This is a genomic window from Steroidobacter sp. (assembly GCF_016790065.1).
Classification (GTDB): domain Bacteria; phylum Pseudomonadota; class Gammaproteobacteria; order Steroidobacterales; family Steroidobacteraceae; genus Steroidobacter.
Window position 1 is genome coordinate 12,713 of the sequence record NZ_JAEUPY010000426.1, and the last position, 20,887, is coordinate 33,599.

Here is a 20,887-nt window from a genome sequence, read left to right on the forward strand (position 1 = left end):
TGCCGCTTCTCCCAAGCGGCCCATCGGAACCCCAAGCAGGGCGGCGGCTGCGGCCGCCCTGCTGTTCACTCGAGACTGTGACGTGCCCAAATCGCCTGCGACCTCGCTCGGCTTCGGCCTAGGCGTCCGCCCGGTTCACTACGAGGCCCTGCTCGGTGAACGCAAGGGCAGCGTCAGCTGGCTGGAAGCTTTGACTGAAAACTACCTGCTGCCGGGTGGCCGGCCGCTGCATTACCTGGAACGGCTGCGCGCCGAATACCCGATCGTGCTGCATGGAGTGTCGCTCTCCATCGGCAGCACCGACCCGCTGAACGAAAGCTACTTGCGCGAAGTGAAAGCGCTCGCCGACCGCATCGAGCCGACCTGGGTGTCGGATCACCTGTGCTGGACTGGCGTCGACGGCGTCAATCTGCACGATCTGATGCCGCTGCCGTTCACCGAAACGGCGTTACGCCACGTAGTCTCGCGGATCGCCGCCGTCCAGGAGCGGCTCGGCCAGCGTCTGGTGCTGGAGAACGTGTCGAGCTATGTGAGCTTCAGCAGCTCGGACATGACCGAGTGGGAATTCCTGCGCGAAATCGCCGAACGCGCCGACTGTAAGTTATTGCTGGATGTGAACAACGTTTACGTCAGCAGCGTCAATCATGGCTTCGACCCCATGACCTATTTGCGCGGCCTCCCGGTGGAACGCGTCCAGCAGTTTCATCTCGCCGGTCATCGCAACATGGGCGACTATCTCATCGATACTCACGACGAACCGGTGTGCGAAGCCGTGTGGCAGTTGTTTCATGCGGCCGTCGAACGGTTCGGCCCGGTGGCCACCATGATCGAGCGCGACGACAACATTCCCGAGCTGGACGAGTTGCTCACCGAACTCGAGCGCGCTCGAAACATCACTCAGGCAGCGCAGATGTCGAAGTCAGCCGCATGAGCGCTGAAATCGACAGCCGCGCGCTGGCGGACCTGCAGCGAGATTTTCAGCGCCATGTGATGCATGGTCATGAGCGCATCGTCGATGCGGTCGAAGGCACGGAACGCGTGCCGGCGACGCTGCGGCTCGCGGTCTATTCCGACGCTTATCGTTTGCGCCTGACTGAAGCGCTCGCCAGCACCCTGCCCCGGCTGCAACAGCTGATGGGCAAGGAGCCGTTCGCGACGCTCGCGAACCAATACATCGACCTGAGTCCGTCGACTTATCCTTCGATTCGCTGGTTCGGCGATCGCGTGCCCGTGTTACTGCGTCGGTCGTTTCCCGAGCAACCATGGTTGGCGGAGCTCGCCGAGTGGGAGTGGGCCATCGCCGCCGCTTTCGACGGCGCCGATGCCGCGCCGGTGGGCATCGAAGCCTTAGCCACAGTCCCACCGGAGCGCTGGCCGGAGTTGCGCTTCCAATTTCATCCGACAGTGCAGTGCCTGCAGGTGCGGACCAATGCGCCGGTGTTATTCAAGGCGCTGTCAGCAGATGCCCCGCTGCCCGAGTGCGTCAGTCTCTCCGAGCCGCAGAGCTGGCTGATCTGGCGCGAACAGTTGAAGACACAATATCGGTCGCTCGCTGCTGACGAAGCCGCGGCACTGACACTTATGCGCGCCGACGGCACCTTCGAGACCCTGTGCGACACGCTGTGTACCTGGCACGAAGCGGATACCGTGCCCGCGCAAGCCGCCGGCATGCTGAAGCGCTGGGTGGTCGAGCAAATGATCGTCGGAGTATCCTAGCGGCCCGAACTTTTCGGCCGCGACCTCATGACCTTCGTTTTCCCGCCGCCGGCGCCGCCCTCCGTAGCCATCGTTGGACGCACTGAGCGCTTTCCCGTCCATCGCATCTATTGCGTCGGCCGCAATTACGCCGCTCATGCCCGCGAGATGGGCAAGGATCCGGAGCGGGAAGCGCCGTTCTTCTTTTGCAAACCGGCTGATGCTGTTGTCGCCAACGGGTCGGCTTTGCCTTATCCGTCGCGGACTGCTGATCTACATCATGAGATCGAGTTAGTTGTCGCTATCGGGACTGGCGGAACCAACATTGGTTTATCGCAGGCGCTGTCGCATGTATATGGCTACGCCGTTGGCTTGGATCTCACGCGACGCGACTTGCAAGCTGAAGCCAAAGACAAAGGCCGGCCTTGGGATACCGGCAAAGCGTTCGATCGCTCCGCTCCTGTGAGTGCGATTACTCCCGCCGCGGCTGCTTCGCTCTCGGAGAGTAAGATCTGGCTCAAGGTCAACGGCGCGCTGCGCCAGCAAGGTGCTCTTGCTGACATGATCTGGAGCGTGCCGGAGATCATCGCCGAGCTGTCGACGCTGTTCGAACTGGCCCCCGGCGATTTGATCTTCACCGGTACGCCTGCCGGCGTCGCTGCGCTCCGCCCCGACGACCGCCTCGAAGGCGGCGTCGATGGGCTGGAAACATTGCGGCTCTCTGTGGTGTAGCGCTTTAAGAGGTTTTGCACGGGATGAGCAGAGTCCTTCGCTGCCGCAGAGCGCCCACCGACCTATCAGTTAATTCGCCGAAGTACCCACAACCATGAAGCTCTACAACTTCTTCCGCAGTTCCGCCGCCTTCCGAGTTCGGATTGCTCTGAATCTGAAAGGACTGGACTACGAGCGCATCTCCAAAGCCTTCGCGAAAAACGAGCATCGCGCAGCGGACTACCTGGCACTCAATCCGCAAGGCTTGATCCCGGCACTAGAAATCGACGGCGCAGTGATTTCCCAATCGCTGGCCATCATCGAATATCTCAACGACCTCAACCCGCAACCGGCACTGCTCCCAGCCGACCCGCTGAGCCGAGCGCAGGTGCGCTCGATGGCGCTGGCCATCGCTTGTGACATTCATCCGCTCAACAACCTGCGCGTACTGAACTACCTCCGCAAGGATCTGGCACAGAACGATGACGGCGTGAATACCTGGTATCGCCACTGGGTCACCGAAGGCTTCCGGGGTCTGGAACAGCAAGTAGCGAAGCACTCGAGCGCACGCCGCTACTGTTTCGGAGACACCGTCTCCTTGGCCGACGTATGCCTGGTGCCGCAGATGTACAACGCTCGCCGCTTCGAAACCGACCTCACGCCGTTCCCGACCTTGGTCGCGATCAGCACCCACCTGGAATCGTTGCCGGCGTTCGATAGCGCCCGCCCCGAAGCGCAACCCGACGCGAAGTAAGTGCAGCGAGCATTCACATGAAGCAATCCGGGAGTCTGGTGTGCGTCGGAATCGGCATGACGCTCGGTTCGCACCTCACTCCTCTGGCTCGGGATCACATCGAGAACGCCGATGTAGTGTTCACGGGCCTGTCCGACGGCATCGTCGAGATGTGGATCGCCGGCATGAATGCCGACGTGCGCAGCCTTCAGTCGCTGTATCAGGAAGGCAAGTCGCGCATGGAAACCTACCGCGACATGGTCGAAACCTTGCTCACCGAAGTGCGGGCGGGCAAGCGCGTTTGTGCCGCATTTTACGGCCACCCCGGCGTGTTCGCCTGGCCCACTCACAAGGCGATCGAAATCGCACGCAGCGAAGGTTATAGCGCGCACATGGAGCCGGGTGTGTCCGCTGCCGATTGTATGTACGCGGATCTAGGCTTCGATCCCGGCAAGTATGGCTGCCAGCACTACGAAGCCAGCCAGTTCATGTTCAATCGCCGTCGGGTCGATACCGGCGCTTATTTGATCCTGTGGCAGGTCGGACTGTCAGGCGATCAATCGCTGGCGCGATTCTCCACCGGCGCGGCGTATCGTCAGGTGCTGGTCGATGTTTTGAATCGCGACTATCCACTGACCCACGAAGTCATCCTGTATCAAGCAGCGACCTTGCCCACTTTCCGCCCCACCATCGTTCGGGTGCCACTGGCGGAGCTGCCCGACGCCGAAGCAGATATGCATTACACGCTGGTGATTCCACCGGCCCAGTCGTTGCAACCGGACCATCACATCCGCGATCGGCTGTCCGCACTCGATCGCAAATTCACACCGGCCGCGCAAAGCTGAGCCCCGGCAGCATGCACGTATTTCCGGTCGAGACTGCGCGTTTACAGATGCGACCGCTCACCGCCGGCGACGCGTGGCTGTACCAACATCTGTACAGCGATGCCGACACCATGCGTTTCATCGGCACGCCACTGTCGCCTGAACATGCCGCCAAAAGTTTTCAGAGCGCCCTGGCCGGGATGCAACGGCGACCCATCGAGCGCCTGTTTCTGACAGTGACAGAGAAGGCCACCCGCAGCGACGTAGGGATTTGCAGCCTGCAAAACTTCGACGAGCAGCAGCGCTGTGTACAAGCCGGCGTCATGTTCGTGGCCTCGGCGCGCGCCCAGGGCTATTCCAAAGAAAGCTTCATCGGCCTGATTCAGCAAGTGTTTGTCGAACTGCCGGTGGATGAGCTGTGGGTGCAGTTCGCTGTGAACCACGTGGCTGTGCAGCGGGCAGTGCTTAGCGTAGGCTTTGCACGCCGACAGGACTCGGCCCGGCAAGAAGGATCTCGCCAAGGGAGTGCGCCAAGCCATGCAACCAATCATCCCCCCTCAGCTGCAATCGATGGGCAGCCCACCGCCTGGGCGGTGCGCCGCGAATCGTGGTCGCCGTCCGCCCTCCGGAACGCGCAGTAACCCACCGAAACAGGCATAATTAAGTTAAGTCGCGCGCACAGACGCGGGCGATGCAAGCAATAAACAACTTGGGGAAGGAGGAAACCATCGTGTCCAATGTCGTCGATTGGTTGGCAAGGATCGGTCAGAGCTCGCGACTGCAAGCACTCAGCGGCGAACAACTGGCGCAGGAACTGGCCCGCGCCGGCCTCGAGCCCGCGGTGCAAGCGGCCATCGTCCAGCAACGCCGGCACCAGCTCGAACAGCTGATCGGCGCCAGCAAGAACGTCTGTTGCCTGATCCATGCGCCGCAGGACGAAGAGCCTGAGGAGCAAACACCCGAGGACGATAAGAGCCTCGCCCTGTCGGCCCCGTCCGATGCCGCGCATCGTGTCGCCCGCGCCGGTTGAATCATCGCGTGTCCGACTAGATTCCGTCCGGCACTGGTGGCTGGGCGGAATCGCTCATTTGTGTTTATTGGTGGCTGCCGTGCCGGCACTCGCCATCGGCGCCGAGGATTTCACCGGCCTGTTGCAGCGGGCGGACGCCATGAAAAGCGTCAACCCGGTCGAGTTCGTGCGCCTGCTGGATAACCTGCACGAGCAACAGACCCAACTGTCCGAGTCGCAGCGCGAGCACCTTCAATATCTCCAAGGCTGGCGTCATGCCTATGCCGGCGAATACGCCGCCGCCATACCTTTGCTGGAATCCATCGTCGACAAGGCCTCCGATCCGACGCTGCAGTTTCGTGCCGGCTCGACTGCCACCAATGTCCGCGCGCTGTCCGCGCAATACGAAGGCGCTTTCCTGCAACTCAACAAACTGTTGAACAAGCTGCCGGAAGTCACCGACCAGGACGCGCGCTTGCAAGGCATGTCGGTGGCCGCCGATTTATATGTATTGGTCGGCGAGTACGATCTGGGCATCCACTACGCCGAACAAGTGGTCAAAGAAAACGCTCGCGGTCGCGGCGTTTGTCGCGGCGAGCAAATCCGCCTCGACGCGCTGTGTAAGAGCAAACGCATCACGGCCGACAATCCCGATTTGCAGACCGCGGTCAACGCCTGCTTGTCGCAAGGCGAGTCGCTGGCTGCCAATGCCATCCGCACCACCCAGGCGCGTTTGTTCCTGAGAGAACATCGGCTGGACGAAGCCATTGCATTGCTCGAACGTCATTACGGCGAGGTCGAGCAATCGCGCTATCCACGCGGCATCTCCGAATGGGAATCGCTGATGGCGCAGGCGTATCAACAACGCGGCTCGGGCAACGTCGCGCAGCGTTTGGCACTCCGCTCGGTCGAGCACAGCGTGAAGGATCAGTTCACGCAGCCGTTGGTCGGCGCATATCGCGTGCTGTATGAAGAAGCCGAGAAACACGGCGACATTGCTAACGCCATCGCTTATCTGAAGAAATCCGCGCGCGCCGACAAGGCTTATCTCGACGACGTGACCGCGCGTCAGTTGGCGTATGAGCGAGTCAAATCGAACACGCTGTCCGCCAAATCTCAGATCGAAGCGCTCAATCAAGAAAACAAACTGTTGCAGCTACAACGCGAGCTGGACAGCAAGGCCGCCGAAACCAGCCGCCTGTACATTGCGCTACTGATGCTGGTGGTGGTGTTCATCGCGCTGTGGGCTTATCGCACCAAACGTTCGCAGCTGCATTTCATGAAGCTGTCGCAGGTGGACAGCCTGACCGGCATTTCCAATCGGCCGCGTTTCATTCAGCTCGCCGAAGGCGTGTTGGAAAACGCACGCAAGTCGCAACAGCAAGCCAGCGTCGTGCTGTGCGATCTGGATCATTTCAAAGCCATCAATGACCGTTGCGGTCACGCGGCCGGCGACCATGTATTGCGCCAGGCGGTGATGGCTTGTCAGACGCACCTGCGCGTCAGCGACATCTTCGGCCGGGTCGGCGGCGAGGAGTTCGGCATCGTGCTGCCAGGCTGCGGCCTGGAGGATGCCAAACAACGCGCCGAACGGTTGCGCCAGGCCTTGAGCAGCATCGATCCAATGTTCGAAGGCGAGCGCTGCCCGGTGTCGGCCAGCTTCGGCGTCACCTCCACCGAAATCTCGGGCTACGAGCTCCGCCAATTGCTGGCCCATGCCGACGCAGCCCTGTATCGGGCCAAGGCCGCCGGCCGCGATCGGGTCATGCCGTTCGACGGCGCCCTCGCCGACAAGCCGGCGGTTGCCATCGGCGAGGCACTACGCAACGTCGGGCACGCCTAGCAATAGTTACGCATTGTGTCGCCTCGCACCGGCGCAATACTTAGTTACAATGTTGCCGGGCGCGAACCGCGGTCATTGGTCATGATGCGAATCGGGCCCCCGACTACACACCATGACCGAGACTCGACACATCCTGATCGTCGATGACGATCGCGAAATCCGCACCCTGCTGGGCGACTTCCTGCAGAAGAACGGTTATCGAGCCACTGCCGTCGCCGATGGCAAAGCCATGCGCCGCGCGCTCGAACAAAACCATTTCGACCTGATCGTGCTGGACCTGATGCTGCCCGGCGAGGACGGCTTGAAGCTCACCCGTGAGCTGCGGGCTCATTCGCAGGTACCCATCATCATGCTCACCGCGCTGGGCGAAGAGATCGATCGCGTGGTCGGCCTGGAGGTCGGCGCGGACGACTATCTGTCCAAGCCATTCAGCCCTCGCGAACTGGTCGGTCGCGTCAAGGCCATCCTGCGACGGACAGCGCACATGCCTCGCGACCCGGTGCAGAGCACGGCGGCCATCTATCGTTTCGGCGACTGGCAACTCGACGTGACCGCCCGGTCGCTGACCCATGGCGATGGCTCGCAACACTCGCTGAGCGGCGCCGAGTTTCGGCTGCTCGCCATTCTGCTGGCGCATCCGACCCGAGTGTTGTCGCGTTCGCAGTTGATGGAGCTGCTGCGCGGGCGTGACATCGATCCGTTCGATCGCAGCGTCGATGTTCGTATCAGCCGTCTGCGCCAGGTGCTGCGCGACGATGCGCGTTCCCCTAAAATCATCAAGACGGTTTATGGCGAAGGTTATGTGATGGGCGTGCCCGTCGAGCAGGAATGATGGCTTGGCGTCCGGATACTTTGTTCGGACGTTTGTTCGTGGCCACGGTGGGCGTCATCGGCGCCATGCTGCTGATCTTTGTCTTGCTGATCGTGCGCGAGCGTCGCGAGCTGGCCTTGCTCGACAGCGGCGCCGGCAGCTCGGCGAGCACCATCGCCGAGACCAGCGAATACCTGGCCAGCCTGACACGCGAGCAACGTGACGACGCTCGCAGCAAACTTCGCGAACAGCGCTTGACCCCCGACGACGTGCGGCCACCGCCGCCGCGCATTCGGGATGAGGAACAAGCGGCGTTGGAACGCTCGTTCGCAACTCACCTGCAACGTCATCTCGGCCCGCAATACAAAGTCGCTACCGGGCCGCCGCGTGCACGTCGCGGTGAAGTCATTCCACTGTTTTCCATGCGCCCGGACATGCGTCCGGAGATGGCCCCGCCGCCGCCCGGAGCAGGACCCGGCCCCGGGCCTGGACCGCGCAATGAAGGCGGGCCACCACCGCCACGGCGCGATCGAGTGTTCGACGTCACGGTGACCTTACCCGACGGCGATAAAGCCATCTTTCGCACCGTCGCACCTCGTTCCGGACCGCGTTTGCCGCGTCAGATCTTTTTGGAGTTGGGCATTCTCGCTGTGGCGTTGAGTGTCGTGTTGTATGCGGTGACGCGCACGATCACGAGACCGCTAGGCGACCTTGCTCGCGCGGCCGACGAAGCAGGACGAGGCGCGACCATGACGCCTCTCAAGGAAACGGGCTCGCGCGAAATCCGTCGCGCCACTCGAGCGTTCAACGCCATGCAGGAACGCTTGCGCCGTTATCTCGACAGTCGCACTCAAGTGCTGGCGGCAATGTCACATGACTTGCGCACGCCTCTGACACGCATACGCTTGCGGGTCGAATCCATCGACGACGATCAACTGCGTCAGCGTTGCGTCGAAGATCTGGATGAGATGTCCAACATGATTCGTGGCGCGCTCGGCGTGTTTCGCGGCCTCAACGACGAAGAGACCGCCGTGCCCGTGGACATCAATGCGCTCGCGCTGGAGCTGCAGCGACAACATGCTGAGCTCGGTGGTGAGGTCAGCATCGTCGGCTCGGCCAAAGCCCCCTACGTCGCCAAGCCGCTGGCACTGAAACGCTGCTTGAACAACCTGGTGATGAACGCGATCCGCCACGGCGTGCGCGCCACCATCCAGATCGAGGACGGCCCACGACTCATCGTGCACGTCTACGACGAAGGCCCGGGCATTCCTGAGGACATGCTGGAGAAAGTGTTCGAGCCGTTCTTCCGCCTCGAGCAATCGCGTAATCGCGATACCGGCGGCACCGGCCTGGGCCTGAGCATCGCCCGCGACATCGCGCAGGCGCACGGGGCTTCACTATCTCTGCACAATCGTCAGAGCGGCGGTTTGGAAGCCCGGTTGGTGCTGCCTAGAGAGACTACAAAGCACTGATCTATAAAGATTTTTCGCTCTTACAGTTAGTAACTATTCATTACCGCAAAGGACGCGGCGCGCGCCTATTCTGTAACCGTGTTCCGAAGAGTCTGTGGACCCCCGAAGGACACGCTTCTAACCCAACGGAGAGATCGCGATGAAAACCAAAGTCACCCTGCTTGCGCTTGCCTGGCTTGCCAGCGGCGTGGCCTTTGCCGCCGACAAGCCGGCGACCCCGCCCGGCCCGAATATGGACCGTATGGCCCTGCTGCTGGACCTGGATGCTTACCAGAAGACCGAGGTCGAGAAGATTCTGAAGGCGCAGCACGAACAGATACGCACTGAGCGCGAAGCCGCTCGTGCTTCGGGCGCCGAGCGACCGTCTCGCGAAGAGATGGAAGCCAAACGCACGCAGTACAGGCAGGACTTGCAGACCAAGCTGAGCGGCGTGCTGAACGAGACGCAGCTGAAGAAGTTCGAAGCGCTGCATGAGCGCGGTCCTGGCCCCGGCCCGGGTCGTGGCTTCGGCAAGCGTGATCGCGGTGGCAAAGACAGCTCGACCACCGAGAGCTCGAAGAAGTAACGGGTTCTGTAACGAAGTTGCGACGGCGGTAGCAATACCGCCGTCGCTTTCCCAGACCGATTAGAAGATCAACGCAGCGCCGTCTGACCCACCGTCAAACCCGTCACGCCGGCCGGCAAAGCGCCCAGATCCGTGGCGCGAGCGTTACTGAGATCGATCGAATACAACCGCGTCGTGGTGCCCACAGTGAGCGCTGCGAATCCCGACCCCGTCGCCGGTGCCGCTGAAGTCGTCACTCGCACCGTGGTCGGAATATCGAAGCCGCTGGCTTCGGTGAAATCCAACGTGCTGCCATTCAAAGTAATGGTCTGACCCGCGGTCAACGTGCCGTTGTTGGGCGGATTCTGAATGAACAGCATGTTGCTCACCGGATCGATCACGTATTGCGTGGTCACGCCGCCAGTGAGCGATTGGCCGAAGCTGTTGGTGTAAGCAGCGGCCGTCACACCGGTGGAGCCGGCCGGCTGGCCGTTGATGCCACCGTCCGGGTTGGTGCCGTTGGCCGCATTGGCGTCGTTGTCGACCGCCACGCCGGTGTTGGGATTGAGCCGGAAATTCAAGCCCGTGCCGGTCACCACCCGAATCCGATCCACCGTGGGATTGAAGTCGAAGCCATAGCCCGCCGCAGCCGGCGGCAGATCGACGACCACACCGGCCGTCGTCACGAACGACACGGCACCCGCCGTACCGACCACACTGGCCGCGCCGGATTGGGGATCGAGGAAATACACCGTGCCGGTATCGGTCGTGGCATTCACCCCGAACGCGAACAGCTGACCGGTGGCCGGACGAAAGTCGATGCCGACCAATGTTTCTCCCGCCGTGATGCCCGCGATGGTCAGCGTGGTGGGAGTCGCCAAGGCAGTGCTCAACAGACGGAACAGTTGTGTGCCATCGGCGGACAGAGCAAACAACGGCGTCGCCGCCGGCTGCTGAAGCGCCACACCGATGATGCCGGTCGTGCTGATCGGACCCGATGTCGTCACACCACCGGTCGCGAGATTGACGCTGACCAATTCATCTTGCGTCCGTCCCGAGGCGCGCACGACCGCTGTACCTGAACCTGTTGCTGCCGTGTTCGACGTCGCTACGGTGACCGAAGGCGGAATATCGAAGCCTTGCACCGTTTCCACCGGCACGGACAGCGGCATGCACAGCGTCTGCGTGCCAGTGTTCGGCGGATTCTGAATACACAGCGCATCGATGGTTTGATCGAGCGTGTACTGCGTGGTCGCGGCGGCTCCCGGCAGGCTATTGGTATAGGCCGTCTCCTGCACCGACACGGTGGGGCCGTTGATGCCGCCATCCATATTCACGCCCGGCGCCACCGTGTCGCCATCGACCAGCGCGCCGCTGTTCGGATTGATGCGGAAGTTCTGGCCAGCACTGTTCACCACGCGCACCCGATCGACGGTGGGATTGAAATCGATACCGAACACAGTGGTCGCATCCAAGCCGATACGAACCGGCGTCGTGCCGTCAGCCGCCACGAAGCCGCCGACCACACCAATCGGCGTCGCCACCGCGGTTCGGGCAGAAACGTTGTAGAGCTGAACGGTGCCGGCGGTGGCGTTGTAGCCCAGTCCATACAGAGCGCCGTTCTGCGGCCGACGATCGATGCTGACCAACACATCGCCTGCATTCACGCCAGTGATCGCCACCGGGGTTTCGAAGCCGAGCGGAAAAGTGGCAGGAAACGCCGTCAGCATGTTGTTGGATAACAGCGCATTGCTATCCACCGCTGGCGTAGTGACATCCTGCGAGTACGCACGGCTGTCGGTGCCGAAATTGTTGGTGGCAGTCACTGTGAATGAATAACTGCCCGCCATGGTCGGCGTACCTGCGTAGGCACCGCTAGTGCCGTTCAGCGTCAGGCCAGGCGGCAAACTGCCGGTACTCACACTCCACATCACCGTGCTGCCGGCAGAAACGAAGTTGGCTGTATAGGGAATGCCCAGAGAACCGGTGAGCAGCGGTGAATCCGGCGCCGTGATGCGCGGCCGTCGCGCTTCGTCGTTGCCGTTATCGCTGCAAGCGGACAGCAGAATAAAAGATGCGCAGATCAGCACCGCGCTCGAGCCCAACTTCATCACTCTCATGGGGAATCCCTTTCTAGCTGTTCAGCTCACACAAGGATGTGCAGCGTTATTCGGGATTCACTGCCACGCGGATGCAGAATGTCGCGGAATGCAGTGTCTGACGCCGGCGACAACTAACTCGACGCGCTGCTATCGCTAGGCTAAATTGCCGACCATTCACTGCAAGGAACTCTCTTGAATTGGCTGGCCCATGTGTTTCTGTCCGAGTCCGACGTCCACTATCGCCTCGGCAATCTGCTGGCCGACATCGTCCGAGGCGAAGAGCTGCGCGGCATGAGTGCCGGCTTTCAACGCGGCGTACAAAAGCATAAGCAGATCGACGCGTTCACCGATGCGCATCCGCTGGTGAAGCGCAGCCGTGCACGCGTGAGCAGCGAGTTCCGGCGTTTCAGCGGCGTGCTAGTGGATATTTTTTACGATCATTTGTTAGCGACTCATTGGGATCGCTACTCGCCCATCGTGCTCGACGCGTTCACCGCGAAGTTCTATGCAGACATCGAGGCCAGCAACATCGAGCTGCCGTCCTCGGCGCGTGTCACCGTCGATCGCATCATTCGTCACGACCTGCTCGGGGCTTATCGAGGCACCGAAGGCGTCGAGCGCTCGTTACGGCGACTGTCCGCCTACTTGTCGTCGCGCTGGCGGCGAGAGTTCGCATTGGAAAAAGGCGTGGCCGACCTGGTGGCCGACCTGTCCGGCTTCGAAGCCGACTTCGTGGAATTTTTTCCGCAGCTGCAGGCGGCCGTCACCCAGCGGCGCTGAATGAGTTGGTCGAAGGGGTACTTTCCCGACGTCGAGAACCCGCGCAGTTCCAGTGACCGTCGCGGAAGTTCCGTACATTAGGACTTCCGACCACTGACATCGTTAGGTGATTGGTTTAGCTTGGCCTGCAGAGCGAGCCGGGCTTGCGCTGTAATGCAGCACCGACCCGCACCGCTCGCACCCTGGGGGATAAGCGCATGGCCACCGATACTGCGCGAGTAAAACTCGAACTAGCGTCCGGGAAAAACGAAATCACTGCGCCGTTTTATGAAACCGCGCAGCGCAAGCGAAAATTACCAGCACCTCCAGACGCAGTAACCGTAGCAGCGCCGGCCGAACCGCCGGTTGCCAATGCCTATGTCGTCGATGTGCCGTTGGCCGAGACCGTCATGACGACGGCCACACCGGTCGCGCCACCCGAATTCGCCGCGGAGCGACCCGTAGTCGCGCGCCCACCCTGGATTGCCTTCGGCGTTGCTTTGATCGCCGTCGCTGTCGGTGTGTGGTGGGTGATGTCACAGCGCATCCCTGCCATCGATCCGGCCGTAGTGATAGCGCGCAACCTCGACGATGCGCAAACGGCCATGGCCGACGGTCGCTACACCGATCCGCCGGAACGCAGTGCCTTTCATTACTACAGCACCGTGCTGGCGCTCGACCCGACCAATGCCGACGCCATGGCCGGCATCGACGCCATTGCCGATCGTCATCTCACCAACGCGCGAGTGCTATTGGCAGAGCAACGCATTGCCGAAGCAGGCGTGGCACTGGAGAAGGCACGACGCGTGCGGCCCGAACACAATGGTCTCGCTGTTCTCGATACTCAATGGCGCGCGGAGCTACGCAAGATTCTCGCAGCGGCCACCGTGATTGCGACGCCTGCGGCGGTCGAACCAGCCACCAAGTCGACTGTTAGCAAGAAGCGCGAGTCGGTGCCTTCGGAATCTGCCTTGGCGGCGGCCGAATCGGCCATTCAGAAAGTGGTTCGGGAAGCGGCCGGCGCGGGACCGAACACCAAGACTAAAGCGGGTGCGAGGCCGGTCGCGGCTGATCCTGCCGCGGTCGTTGCCGATGTCGCTGCTATTACTGCATCGCTGGCTGCGGCCCCAGCAGTAGCTCAGCCGGAAGCTGTCACGCCGACGGCGACTGAAGCATCAGCGTCGACGATGGCAGTGCATGTGCCCGCCGCTACGGCCGAAGACAAAGCCGGCGCCGTCGTGGCTCCGGTCGAGGAAAAGGCTAGCGCCGCGCTGCCGCCCGATCCGGTCGTGGTCGCAGCGACGCGTCCGTTCGAGCCGAAGCTGGTAAAGATGGTTCAACCTGAGTATCCGCAGGAAGCCGTGATCCGCGGCATCGAAGGTTGGGTCGATGTGAGCTTGCAGATCTCACCCAACGGCGATGTGATCGATCCGCGCATCGAGGCCACCAGCCGCGGCCGGATGTTCAATCGATCTGCGCTAGCCGCCGTTGAACAATGGAAGTACGAGCCACGCGGCGCTGGAGCGAACAGCGAACGAGTGGTGGTTCGTGTGCAGTTCCGGCGGTCGAACTAGCCCGAGCCCTTCTGCCGTCGGTCAGTGACGCGCTTGGCTTTTCCTGCCGAGCGCTCCAGCGAGTTCGCCGGATGCACCAGCACTGTGGTGGTCACTCCGATGTACGACTTGATCAGCTGCACCAGCTCGATCGCCACATCATCACGCCGAGCACGATGATCCTCCACTCCGCTGAGCAGCTCGACATTCACCGTCAGTGAGTCGAGATGGCCCTCGCGAAATATCTCCAGGTGATAGTGAGGCGCCAGCGCGGTCTGCTTCAGGATCAGTTCTTCGATCTGGGTAGGAAACACGTTCACGCCGCGGATGATCATCATGTCGTCGGTGCGGCCGGAGATGCGCTCGATGCGTCGCATGGAGCGAGCGGTGGGCGGCAACAATCGGGTTCGATCTCGCGTGCGATAACGAATCACCGGCAGCGCTTCTTTGGTCAACGAGGTGAGCACCAGCTCGCCCTCCTCGCCATCGGGCAGCACGCGGCCCGTCTCGGGATCGATGATCTCGGGATAGAAATGATCTTCCCACAGCACCGGGCCATCTTTGCTCGACACGCACTCCATGGCGACCCCCGGGCCCATCACTTCCGACAAGCCATAAATGTCGACGGCATCGATGCCCATGCGCGCTTCGATTTCCTGGCGCATGGCATTGGTCCACGGCTCGGCCCCGAAGATGCCGGTACGCAGCGAGCATGAAGCCGGATCCAAGCCTTGCCGCGCGAACTCTTCAGCAATGGCCAGCATGTACGAAGGCGTGACCATGATGATGCGCGGCTCGAGATCGCGAATCAGTTGAACCTGCTTTTCCGTTTGGCCGCCCGACATGGGAATGACAGTGCAGCCCAACTTCTCGGCGCCGTAGTGAGCGCCCAGTCCGCCGGTGAACAAACCATAGCCGTAAGCGATATGGACGATATCGCCCGCACGGCCGCCCGCGGCGAAGATGGAACGCGCAACCAAGCCAGCCCAAGTGTCGATGTCATTGCGCGTATAGGCGACGACGGTCGGCTTACCGGTCGTGCCGCTGGACGCATGCAATCGAACAGCTTTCTCGCGCGGTACGGCGAGCAATCCAAACGGATATTGACTACGGAAGTCTTGCTTCACCAGAAACGGAAAGCGACTCAGATCTTGCAGCGAGCGCACGTCATCGGGATGCGCGCCGGCCGCATCGAATGCCTGCTTGTAGTGAGGCACATTGTCGTACGCATGCCGCAACGACCATTGCAAACGCTGTAACTGCAGCGACCTCAGCTCGTCGATGCTGGCGCGTTCGATGGGCTCGAATGTTTCTTTATCCGACGACATGCGAGCGCCCTCGGAACAATGCAATGGTGTCGCCATTCTGGTTGGCAACAGTGACTTCATATACTCCGTTGCGCTTCGAGCGCCAACGCTCGACGGCGACGGCGGTCAACTCGTCGCCGCCACGGGCCGGCGCCAGAAAGTCGATGGCTGCTGCAGCAGCGACCACGGTTCCGCCATGCGAGTTACAGGAAAACGCAAACGCACTGTCCGCCAAGGAAAAAATCAGACCGCCATGGCAGGACGCGACCCCGTTGAGCATGTCCTCGCGCACGAGCATCGCCAGCTTGGCGTAGCCGGGACGAGTTTCGAGGATGCGCATGCCCAGGCTCTGGGAGGCGCGATCATTGGCGTACATCGCAGCGGCAGAGCGCTCTGCGAGGGCTTGGGCGGCGTCTGACACGCAAAGCTCCACGATAACGGGGTGTCCGAAGATGACACACCATTTCGCTCATCTCAACTTTTTCTGTGTCATGTCGTTCGCGGGCTGCCGGCCGGGTCGGTCGGCTGAGTCGAGGTCGAGCCGTCGTCTGCGACCGCTTCTTGAGGCTGGCCGCGGCGCCAACGGGCTTTGACGCGCTCGGTGAAGCCGTGAATGTAGGTGTACAGCACCGGCACGATCAGCAGGGTCAACAACGTCGAGGTAATCACGCCACCGATGACGGCGCGTCCCATCGGCGCGAGCATCTCGCCGCCGGCGCCGACCCCGATGGCCATCGGCAACATGCCGAAGATCATGGCCAGCGTGGTCATCAAGATCGGCCGCAAACGCACTTGGCCGGCTTCGAAGATGGCTTCGCGCACACTGCGTCCGGAACGGATCGCCTGATTGGTGAAGTCCACCAACAAAATGGCGTTCTTGGTCACCAGGCCCATCAGCATGATGAAGCCGATGATGGAAAAGATGTTGAGCGTGGTGCCGGTGAGGGCCAACGCCAGCAGCACACCGATCAACGACAGCGGCAACGACACCATGATGGCCACCGGCTGCAAGAAGCTGCCGAACTGCGAGGCCAACACGAAGTAAATGAAGATCACCGCCAGACCCAGCGCTGCGCCGGCAGCGGCCGACGTCTCATTCATTTCCTGCTGAGCGCCGCTGATGTCGAAGCGATAGCCCGGCGGCAAGTGCATGGCCTTCACTACATTCTCAGCATCGGTGCCTACGTCACCCGACGGCCGACCTTGCGCGTTCGCATAGATGGTGATGCGCCGTTGCAAGTTCAGACGCTTGATCTGTTGCGGGCTGGTGGTCTCGACAAAATCCGCGATCTGACGCAGCGGCACCAGCAACGGCGTGCCATTCGCATCGGTGCGCGTGCTGGTGACATACAAATCCCCCAGGTCAGCCGCGATCTCACGCCGCTGCTTGGGCAATTGCACGATCACGTCATAGTCCTGACCGTCCGGGCCGAGCCAGGTGCTGATTTGATCGCCCGCGATCAACGGCCGCAGCGCATTGCCGATGCTGGCCGTGGTCAGCCCTAAATCGCTGGCCACCTCATTCTTGATGCGCACGGCAATGGTCGGATTGGCACCGCGTTCGCTGCTTTCCAGATCGGCGATGCCGGGAATCTTGGCGAGCCGCGCCATCAGCTCCTGCGACAGCTCGGTCAACTTGACGTTCTCCGGCCCGAGGATGGAAATCACCACCGGCTGATTCTGGCCCTGCACCGTCAAGCTCAAACCGGCCATGGTCGACAGCCGGGTACGAATCTGTTCTTCGATCTTTTTCTGCGACGGCCGTTTGAACTGGGCTTTGTCCTTGAGCAGGATGCGCACGCGCGCGTAGTTGCGGCCTTCCTCGGTGCCGATGGTCGTCACCAGACTATCGACGCCTTCGATCTCACGAATGGCCACTTCGGCATCGGCAATCTTGGCATCGGTGTATTCGAGGCTCGAGCCGATGGGCGTATTCATGCGCATGAACATGATGCCTTCGTCCTGCTCGGGCACGAACTCCGTACCCACCAGCGGCACGATCAGGAAGCTGCCGAAGAACGACAACGCAGCCACGATCAGCAGCAAGGCGCGCGGACTGACGCTGGCACGACGAGTGACACCGTAACGACGATCGCTCAATGCCCAGCGCAGCAACTTGTCGTAAACGCGATGCGCGTATTCGATGACGCTCTCGACCCGTTCCATCAACTTGCCGAGCCACGGCACGCGACGGAATCGACCTTCGCTCGGATCCGGCCACACCGACGACAGCATCGGATCGAGCGTGAAGCTGACGAACAGCGACACCATTACCGCCACCGCCACCGTGATACCGAAAGGCAGGAAGAACTTGCCGATGACCCCGCTCATGAACGCGACCGGGATGAACACCGCCAGGATCGCGAACGTGGTCGCCATCACGGCCAGGCCGATTTCGCTGGTGCCTTCCAGCGCTGCGTCCCGATGACTCTTGCCCATGTCGGCGTGACGCACGATGTTTTCGCGCACCACGATGGCGTCGTCGATCAACAGGCCGATACACAACGACAGCGCCATCAAGGTCATGAAGTTGAGCGTGAAGCCGAACGCATGCAACGCGATGAAGGTAGCAATCACCGAGATCGGCAAGGTCAAGCCGGTGATGATGGTAGAACGCCACGAGTGCAGGAACAGGAACACGATCAGGATGGTCAGCGCCGCGCCTTCCAGAATGGTTTCCTTGACTCGATCCAGCGAGCCTTGGATGAACTTGGCATCCGACCACAAGGTGCGGATCACGATGTCCGCAGGCAGGCGCGACGTGAGTTCGGCGACCGCTTCGTCGATGCCCTTACCCACTTCGACGATGTTGGCCTGCTGCACCTTGAACACGTCCAGCGACACCGAGCGCATGCCGTTGACGCGCGAGATGGATTGCTCTTCGGCCTCACCGTCGACGATGTCGGCAATCTGGCTCAGGTAAACCGGCGCGCCGCCCTGATTCGCAACGATGATGCGTTCGAAAGCGCGCGGGTCCTTCATCTTGCCTTCGACGCGGACCAGCTGTTCCGTAGCACCGCGAGAAATATTGCCGGCCGGCAGATCCTGGTTGGCCGCGCGCACCGCTTCGATCACTTGATCGACGCCGACCCGGAAGCTTTGGAGCTGTTCGGCGCGAAGGAAAATCTGCACTTGCCGCTCGACGGCGCCGCCGACGGACACATTGCCCACGCCGTAAGAGTTCTGTAGACGTTTGACGATCTGCTGATCGGTGATGGTCGAAACTTCGCGCAGGCTACGAGTGGTCGAGTAAACCACCAAGCTCACGACCGGCTCGCTGGAGCTGTCGTTGTTGGCGCGAGAAATCATTGGCTCGCGAACTTCGCGCGGCAACGAGGGGCGGATCTGCGCCACCTTATCGCGAACTTCCTGAGTCGCGGCGACCACGTCGACTTCCATCCGGAAATCGATCATCAGGAACGCATTGCCCTCACGGGCCGTGGCATAGACGTTCTTGACGCCTTCGACGCCGTTGATGACGTTTTCCAGCGGCTTGATGACGTCGTTCTCGATGGCCTCGGGCGAGGCACCGGGATAAGTCACCGACACGAACGCTTGCGGGATGGCGATCTCGGGCATTTGTTCGACCGGCAACAGCCGATACGAATAAAAGCCGAGCACCACCAGGGCCAGCATGACCATGGTCGCGAAGACCGGCTGGTTGATGCTGGTGCGAGTAATCCACATGTGAGCAATACCCGCGCGCGAATGCGCCGTGAGTTAATTAGTTGCTGGCGATTTCGCTAGCGATCGCAGCCGTCACTTCAGACTTACGCACGCGGGCGACACCACCGGCTTTGTCATCGCCGATGTCGGCCACGATGACTTGATCGCCGGCCCGCAGACCGTCGCGAACTTCGACGAACGCCTCGCCTTCGCTACGCGGCCCGACCTTCACGTTGGTACGAACGATCTTTTCGTCGCGCAGAACGTAAACGTAAGACGCACCTGCTTCATCGCGCACGGCACGTTGCGACACCGCCAACACCGGCTGCGTCGAGTTCAGCATCAGCTCGCCTTGCGCGAACATGCCACCCTTGAGCGCGCTATCCGCATTCGGCACGGCGATATAGATAGGAATGGCGCGCGAACCGTCGGCCGTCATCGGATTGATCCGCTGCACTTCGCCTTGGAACACGCGATCGCCGAAACCACCGACACGGAAACTCACTTTCTGACCGACCCGCACCGCCGGAATCTCAGCGGCCGGTACCGCCGCTTCCAACACCATTTGTTTCAGATCGACCAGATTCACGATGGCAGAGTCGGGCGACACTTTTTCGCCCGGCTGTACCAAGCGCTTGGCAATGGTGCCGGAGAACGGTGCGCGAATGACGGCATCGTCCAGATTGATCTTGGCAACGCGCGCTTCAGCTTCGGCGAGCTTGAAGCTCGCGACGCTACCGGCGTACGCGCTCTCGGTCTGTTCGAACGTATTCTGCGAAATGAACTTCTGTTCGAGCAGGGTGCGATTCTTGTCGCGATTCAGTTTCGCGAGATTGAGATCGGCGCGAGCCTTTTCCACCGCTGCAGCTTCGCGATCGTATTGAGCTTGCAAGTTACGAGTGTCGACGCGAGCAATCACATCGCCTTCGCGCACATCCTGACCTTCGCGCAGCTTCAGCTGCTCGACTTCACCACCGACTTTGGATTTCACCGTCGCCTGCACGAACGGCGCGATGGAACCGGACAACGGCAAGTGACGCGACAACACGCGAGGCTCGACAGTTACAACATCCACCGCCGCCAATTCCACCGGCGCAGCATTGATTGCGGGGCCCGCAACAACAGGCGTCGCTGGTTCACGGGTAGCAACCCATGCGACAGCACCCAGCGCTGCCAACACTGCGACTGCGATCAAAGCTTTCATAGGTTTGATCTGAACGAAGCCAGCGCCGTGATCGGGCGTAGCAATAGTTGCATGAGTCAGTTCTTCTGACTGGGCCGCGGGCCGAGATTCCACCGGTCGGGTCGGAAACGGCGTGACCGCCGCCGAATGCGGTTCACGTATAGATACTTGCTGTGCACTGGTTTTCATTGCGGATTCCACGACCGGATGTCCTAAAGGCCGGCGGACGAGGACAGGCTTAGAACCCGGCAGCTCGCCCTTAGTTGCACTGTTTGGCTCAAAGAGCCCGGCAGTGCGCTTGCTGATTGGACGGAGGGCAAGCGTAAAAGGTTACAAGGACGGGGAAATTCTTTCTGCGACCGGATGCCGGCCCAGTGCGATGAGTCAGGGCGACGAGTCGGTGGATTCAGGCGTCGACTGTCAGATTTGTTTTTGTTTCCAGCGCCCGCGCCGGAATAACACCAGGCTCCACAAGGCCAGTGCCGAAAAACCGATGGGCACTGCAATGAATACACCCAGCGGCCCGAGTCGGAAAAATTCCGCCAACAGCCAGGCCAGTGGGATTTGAAACAACCAGAAACAGAAAAAATTCAGACGCGTTGGCGTCCAAGTGTCGCCCGCGCCATTGAAGGCGGCTTCCAGACACATGCCGGCTGCATACAATGGAAACGCCAG

General features: G+C 61.3%; 18 protein-coding genes and 1 pseudogene. 13 read left to right on the forward strand and 6 right to left on the reverse strand.

The genetic code is table 11. From position 1 onward, the window contains the following. Positions 1–82 precede the first annotated feature (82 nt). The 11 genes from JNL55_RS17795 to JNL55_RS17845 all read left to right on the forward strand — a co-directional run bounded on the left by JNL55_RS17795 (position 83) and on the right by JNL55_RS17845 (position 9,663). Positions 83–931 carry a DUF692 domain-containing protein gene (locus tag JNL55_RS17795; protein WP_293856506.1) on the forward strand — a complete coding sequence of 283 codons (849 nt, stop codon included), beginning with the start codon at positions 83–85 and terminating at the stop codon, positions 929–931. Beyond that, positions 928–1,716, forward strand: coding sequence for a DNA-binding domain-containing protein (locus JNL55_RS17800; protein WP_293856509.1), 789 nt, complete (start codon positions 928–930; stop codon positions 1,714–1,716). The genes JNL55_RS17795 and JNL55_RS17800 overlap by 4 nt, the downstream gene beginning before the upstream one ends. A 27-nt stretch (positions 1,717–1,743) precedes the next feature. After that, complete coding sequence (locus tag JNL55_RS17805) at positions 1,744–2,427, forward strand: fumarylacetoacetate hydrolase family protein (RefSeq protein ID WP_293856512.1); 684 nt, start codon at positions 1,744–1,746, stop codon at positions 2,425–2,427. Positions 2,428–2,521: 94 nt separating this feature from the next. After that, the gene (gene maiA / locus JNL55_RS17810; RefSeq protein WP_293856515.1) at positions 2,522–3,160 is read left to right on the forward strand and encodes a maleylacetoacetate isomerase; all 639 of its coding nucleotides are present in this window, start codon (positions 2,522–2,524) and stop codon (positions 3,158–3,160) included. Between the two features lie 17 nt (positions 3,161–3,177). Then, on the forward strand, positions 3,178–3,984 hold the full coding sequence (locus JNL55_RS17815; RefSeq protein WP_293856518.1) for an SAM-dependent methyltransferase: 807 nt from the start codon (positions 3,178–3,180) through the stop codon (positions 3,982–3,984). An 11-nt stretch (positions 3,985–3,995) separates the two neighbouring features. Next, on the forward strand, positions 3,996–4,604 hold the full coding sequence (locus tag JNL55_RS17820; RefSeq protein ID WP_293856521.1) for a GNAT family N-acetyltransferase: 609 nt from the start codon (positions 3,996–3,998) through the stop codon (positions 4,602–4,604). 89 nt (positions 4,605–4,693) lie between these two features. Beyond that, positions 4,694–4,993 (forward strand): hypothetical protein, encoded by a 300-nt coding sequence (locus JNL55_RS17825; RefSeq protein ID WP_293856524.1) that lies wholly within the window; start codon positions 4,694–4,696, stop codon positions 4,991–4,993. Between the two features lie 79 nt (positions 4,994–5,072). Continuing rightward, positions 5,073–6,815 (forward strand): GGDEF domain-containing protein, encoded by a 1,743-nt coding sequence (locus tag JNL55_RS17830; RefSeq protein ID WP_293856527.1) that lies wholly within the window; start codon positions 5,073–5,075, stop codon positions 6,813–6,815. Positions 6,816–6,927: 112 nt separating this feature from the next. After that, a complete protein-coding gene (locus JNL55_RS17835) occupies positions 6,928–7,647 on the forward strand; it encodes a response regulator (RefSeq protein WP_293856530.1) in 720 nt (239 codons plus the stop codon). Then, positions 7,647–9,098, forward strand: coding sequence for an ATP-binding protein (locus JNL55_RS17840; RefSeq protein WP_293856533.1), 1,452 nt, complete (start codon positions 7,647–7,649; stop codon positions 9,096–9,098). The genes JNL55_RS17835 and JNL55_RS17840 overlap by 1 nt, the downstream gene beginning before the upstream one ends. A 139-nt stretch (positions 9,099–9,237) precedes the next feature. Beyond that, on the forward strand, positions 9,238–9,663 hold the full coding sequence (locus JNL55_RS17845) for a hypothetical protein (protein WP_293856536.1): 426 nt from the start codon (positions 9,238–9,240) through the stop codon (positions 9,661–9,663). Positions 9,664–9,731: 68 nt separating this feature from the next. Here JNL55_RS17845 and JNL55_RS17850 read toward each other — a convergent pair whose 3' ends face one another. Continuing rightward, a complete protein-coding gene (locus JNL55_RS17850; protein ID WP_293856539.1) occupies positions 9,732–11,762 on the reverse strand; it encodes a DUF4394 domain-containing protein in 2,031 nt (676 codons plus the stop codon). 174 nt (positions 11,763–11,936) lie between these two features. On the opposite strand from JNL55_RS17850, the gene JNL55_RS17855 reads away from it, so the two are divergent. Together JNL55_RS17855 and JNL55_RS17860 are read left to right on the forward strand one after the other, a co-directional pair. Next, positions 11,937–12,524, forward strand: a complete 588-nt coding sequence (locus tag JNL55_RS17855; RefSeq protein WP_293856542.1) for an ACP phosphodiesterase — start codon at positions 11,937–11,939, stop codon at positions 12,522–12,524. Positions 12,525–12,721: 197 nt separating this feature from the next. Continuing rightward, the gene (locus JNL55_RS17860) at positions 12,722–14,077 is read left to right on the forward strand and encodes an energy transducer TonB (protein WP_293856545.1); all 1,356 of its coding nucleotides are present in this window, start codon (positions 12,722–12,724) and stop codon (positions 14,075–14,077) included. Here the strand turns inward: JNL55_RS17860 and paaK are convergent. The 5 genes and pseudogenes from paaK to JNL55_RS17885 all read right to left on the reverse strand — a co-directional run. Further along, the gene (gene paaK, locus JNL55_RS17865) at positions 14,074–15,384 is read right to left on the reverse strand and encodes a phenylacetate--CoA ligase PaaK (RefSeq protein WP_293856548.1); all 1,311 of its coding nucleotides are present in this window, start codon (positions 15,382–15,384) and stop codon (positions 14,074–14,076) included. The two genes, JNL55_RS17860 and paaK, sit on opposite strands and share 4 nt — an antisense overlap. Then, positions 15,371–15,784 carry a hydroxyphenylacetyl-CoA thioesterase PaaI gene (gene paaI, locus JNL55_RS17870; protein WP_293856551.1) on the reverse strand — a complete coding sequence of 138 codons (414 nt, stop codon included), beginning with the start codon at positions 15,782–15,784 and terminating at the stop codon, positions 15,371–15,373. Before paaI ends, paaK begins: the two co-directional genes overlap by 14 nt. 68 nt (positions 15,785–15,852) lie before the next feature. Then, positions 15,853–19,050, reverse strand: coding sequence for an efflux RND transporter permease subunit (locus JNL55_RS17875; RefSeq protein ID WP_293856554.1), 3,198 nt, complete (start codon positions 19,048–19,050; stop codon positions 15,853–15,855). Between the two features lie 37 nt (positions 19,051–19,087). Further along, the gene (locus tag JNL55_RS17880) at positions 19,088–20,401 is read right to left on the reverse strand and encodes an efflux RND transporter periplasmic adaptor subunit (protein ID WP_293856557.1); all 1,314 of its coding nucleotides are present in this window, start codon (positions 20,399–20,401) and stop codon (positions 19,088–19,090) included. 231 nt (positions 20,402–20,632) lie between these two features. Then, positions 20,633–20,887 (reverse strand): annotated as a pseudogene (locus tag JNL55_RS17885) (MATE family efflux transporter); the annotation flags it as partial.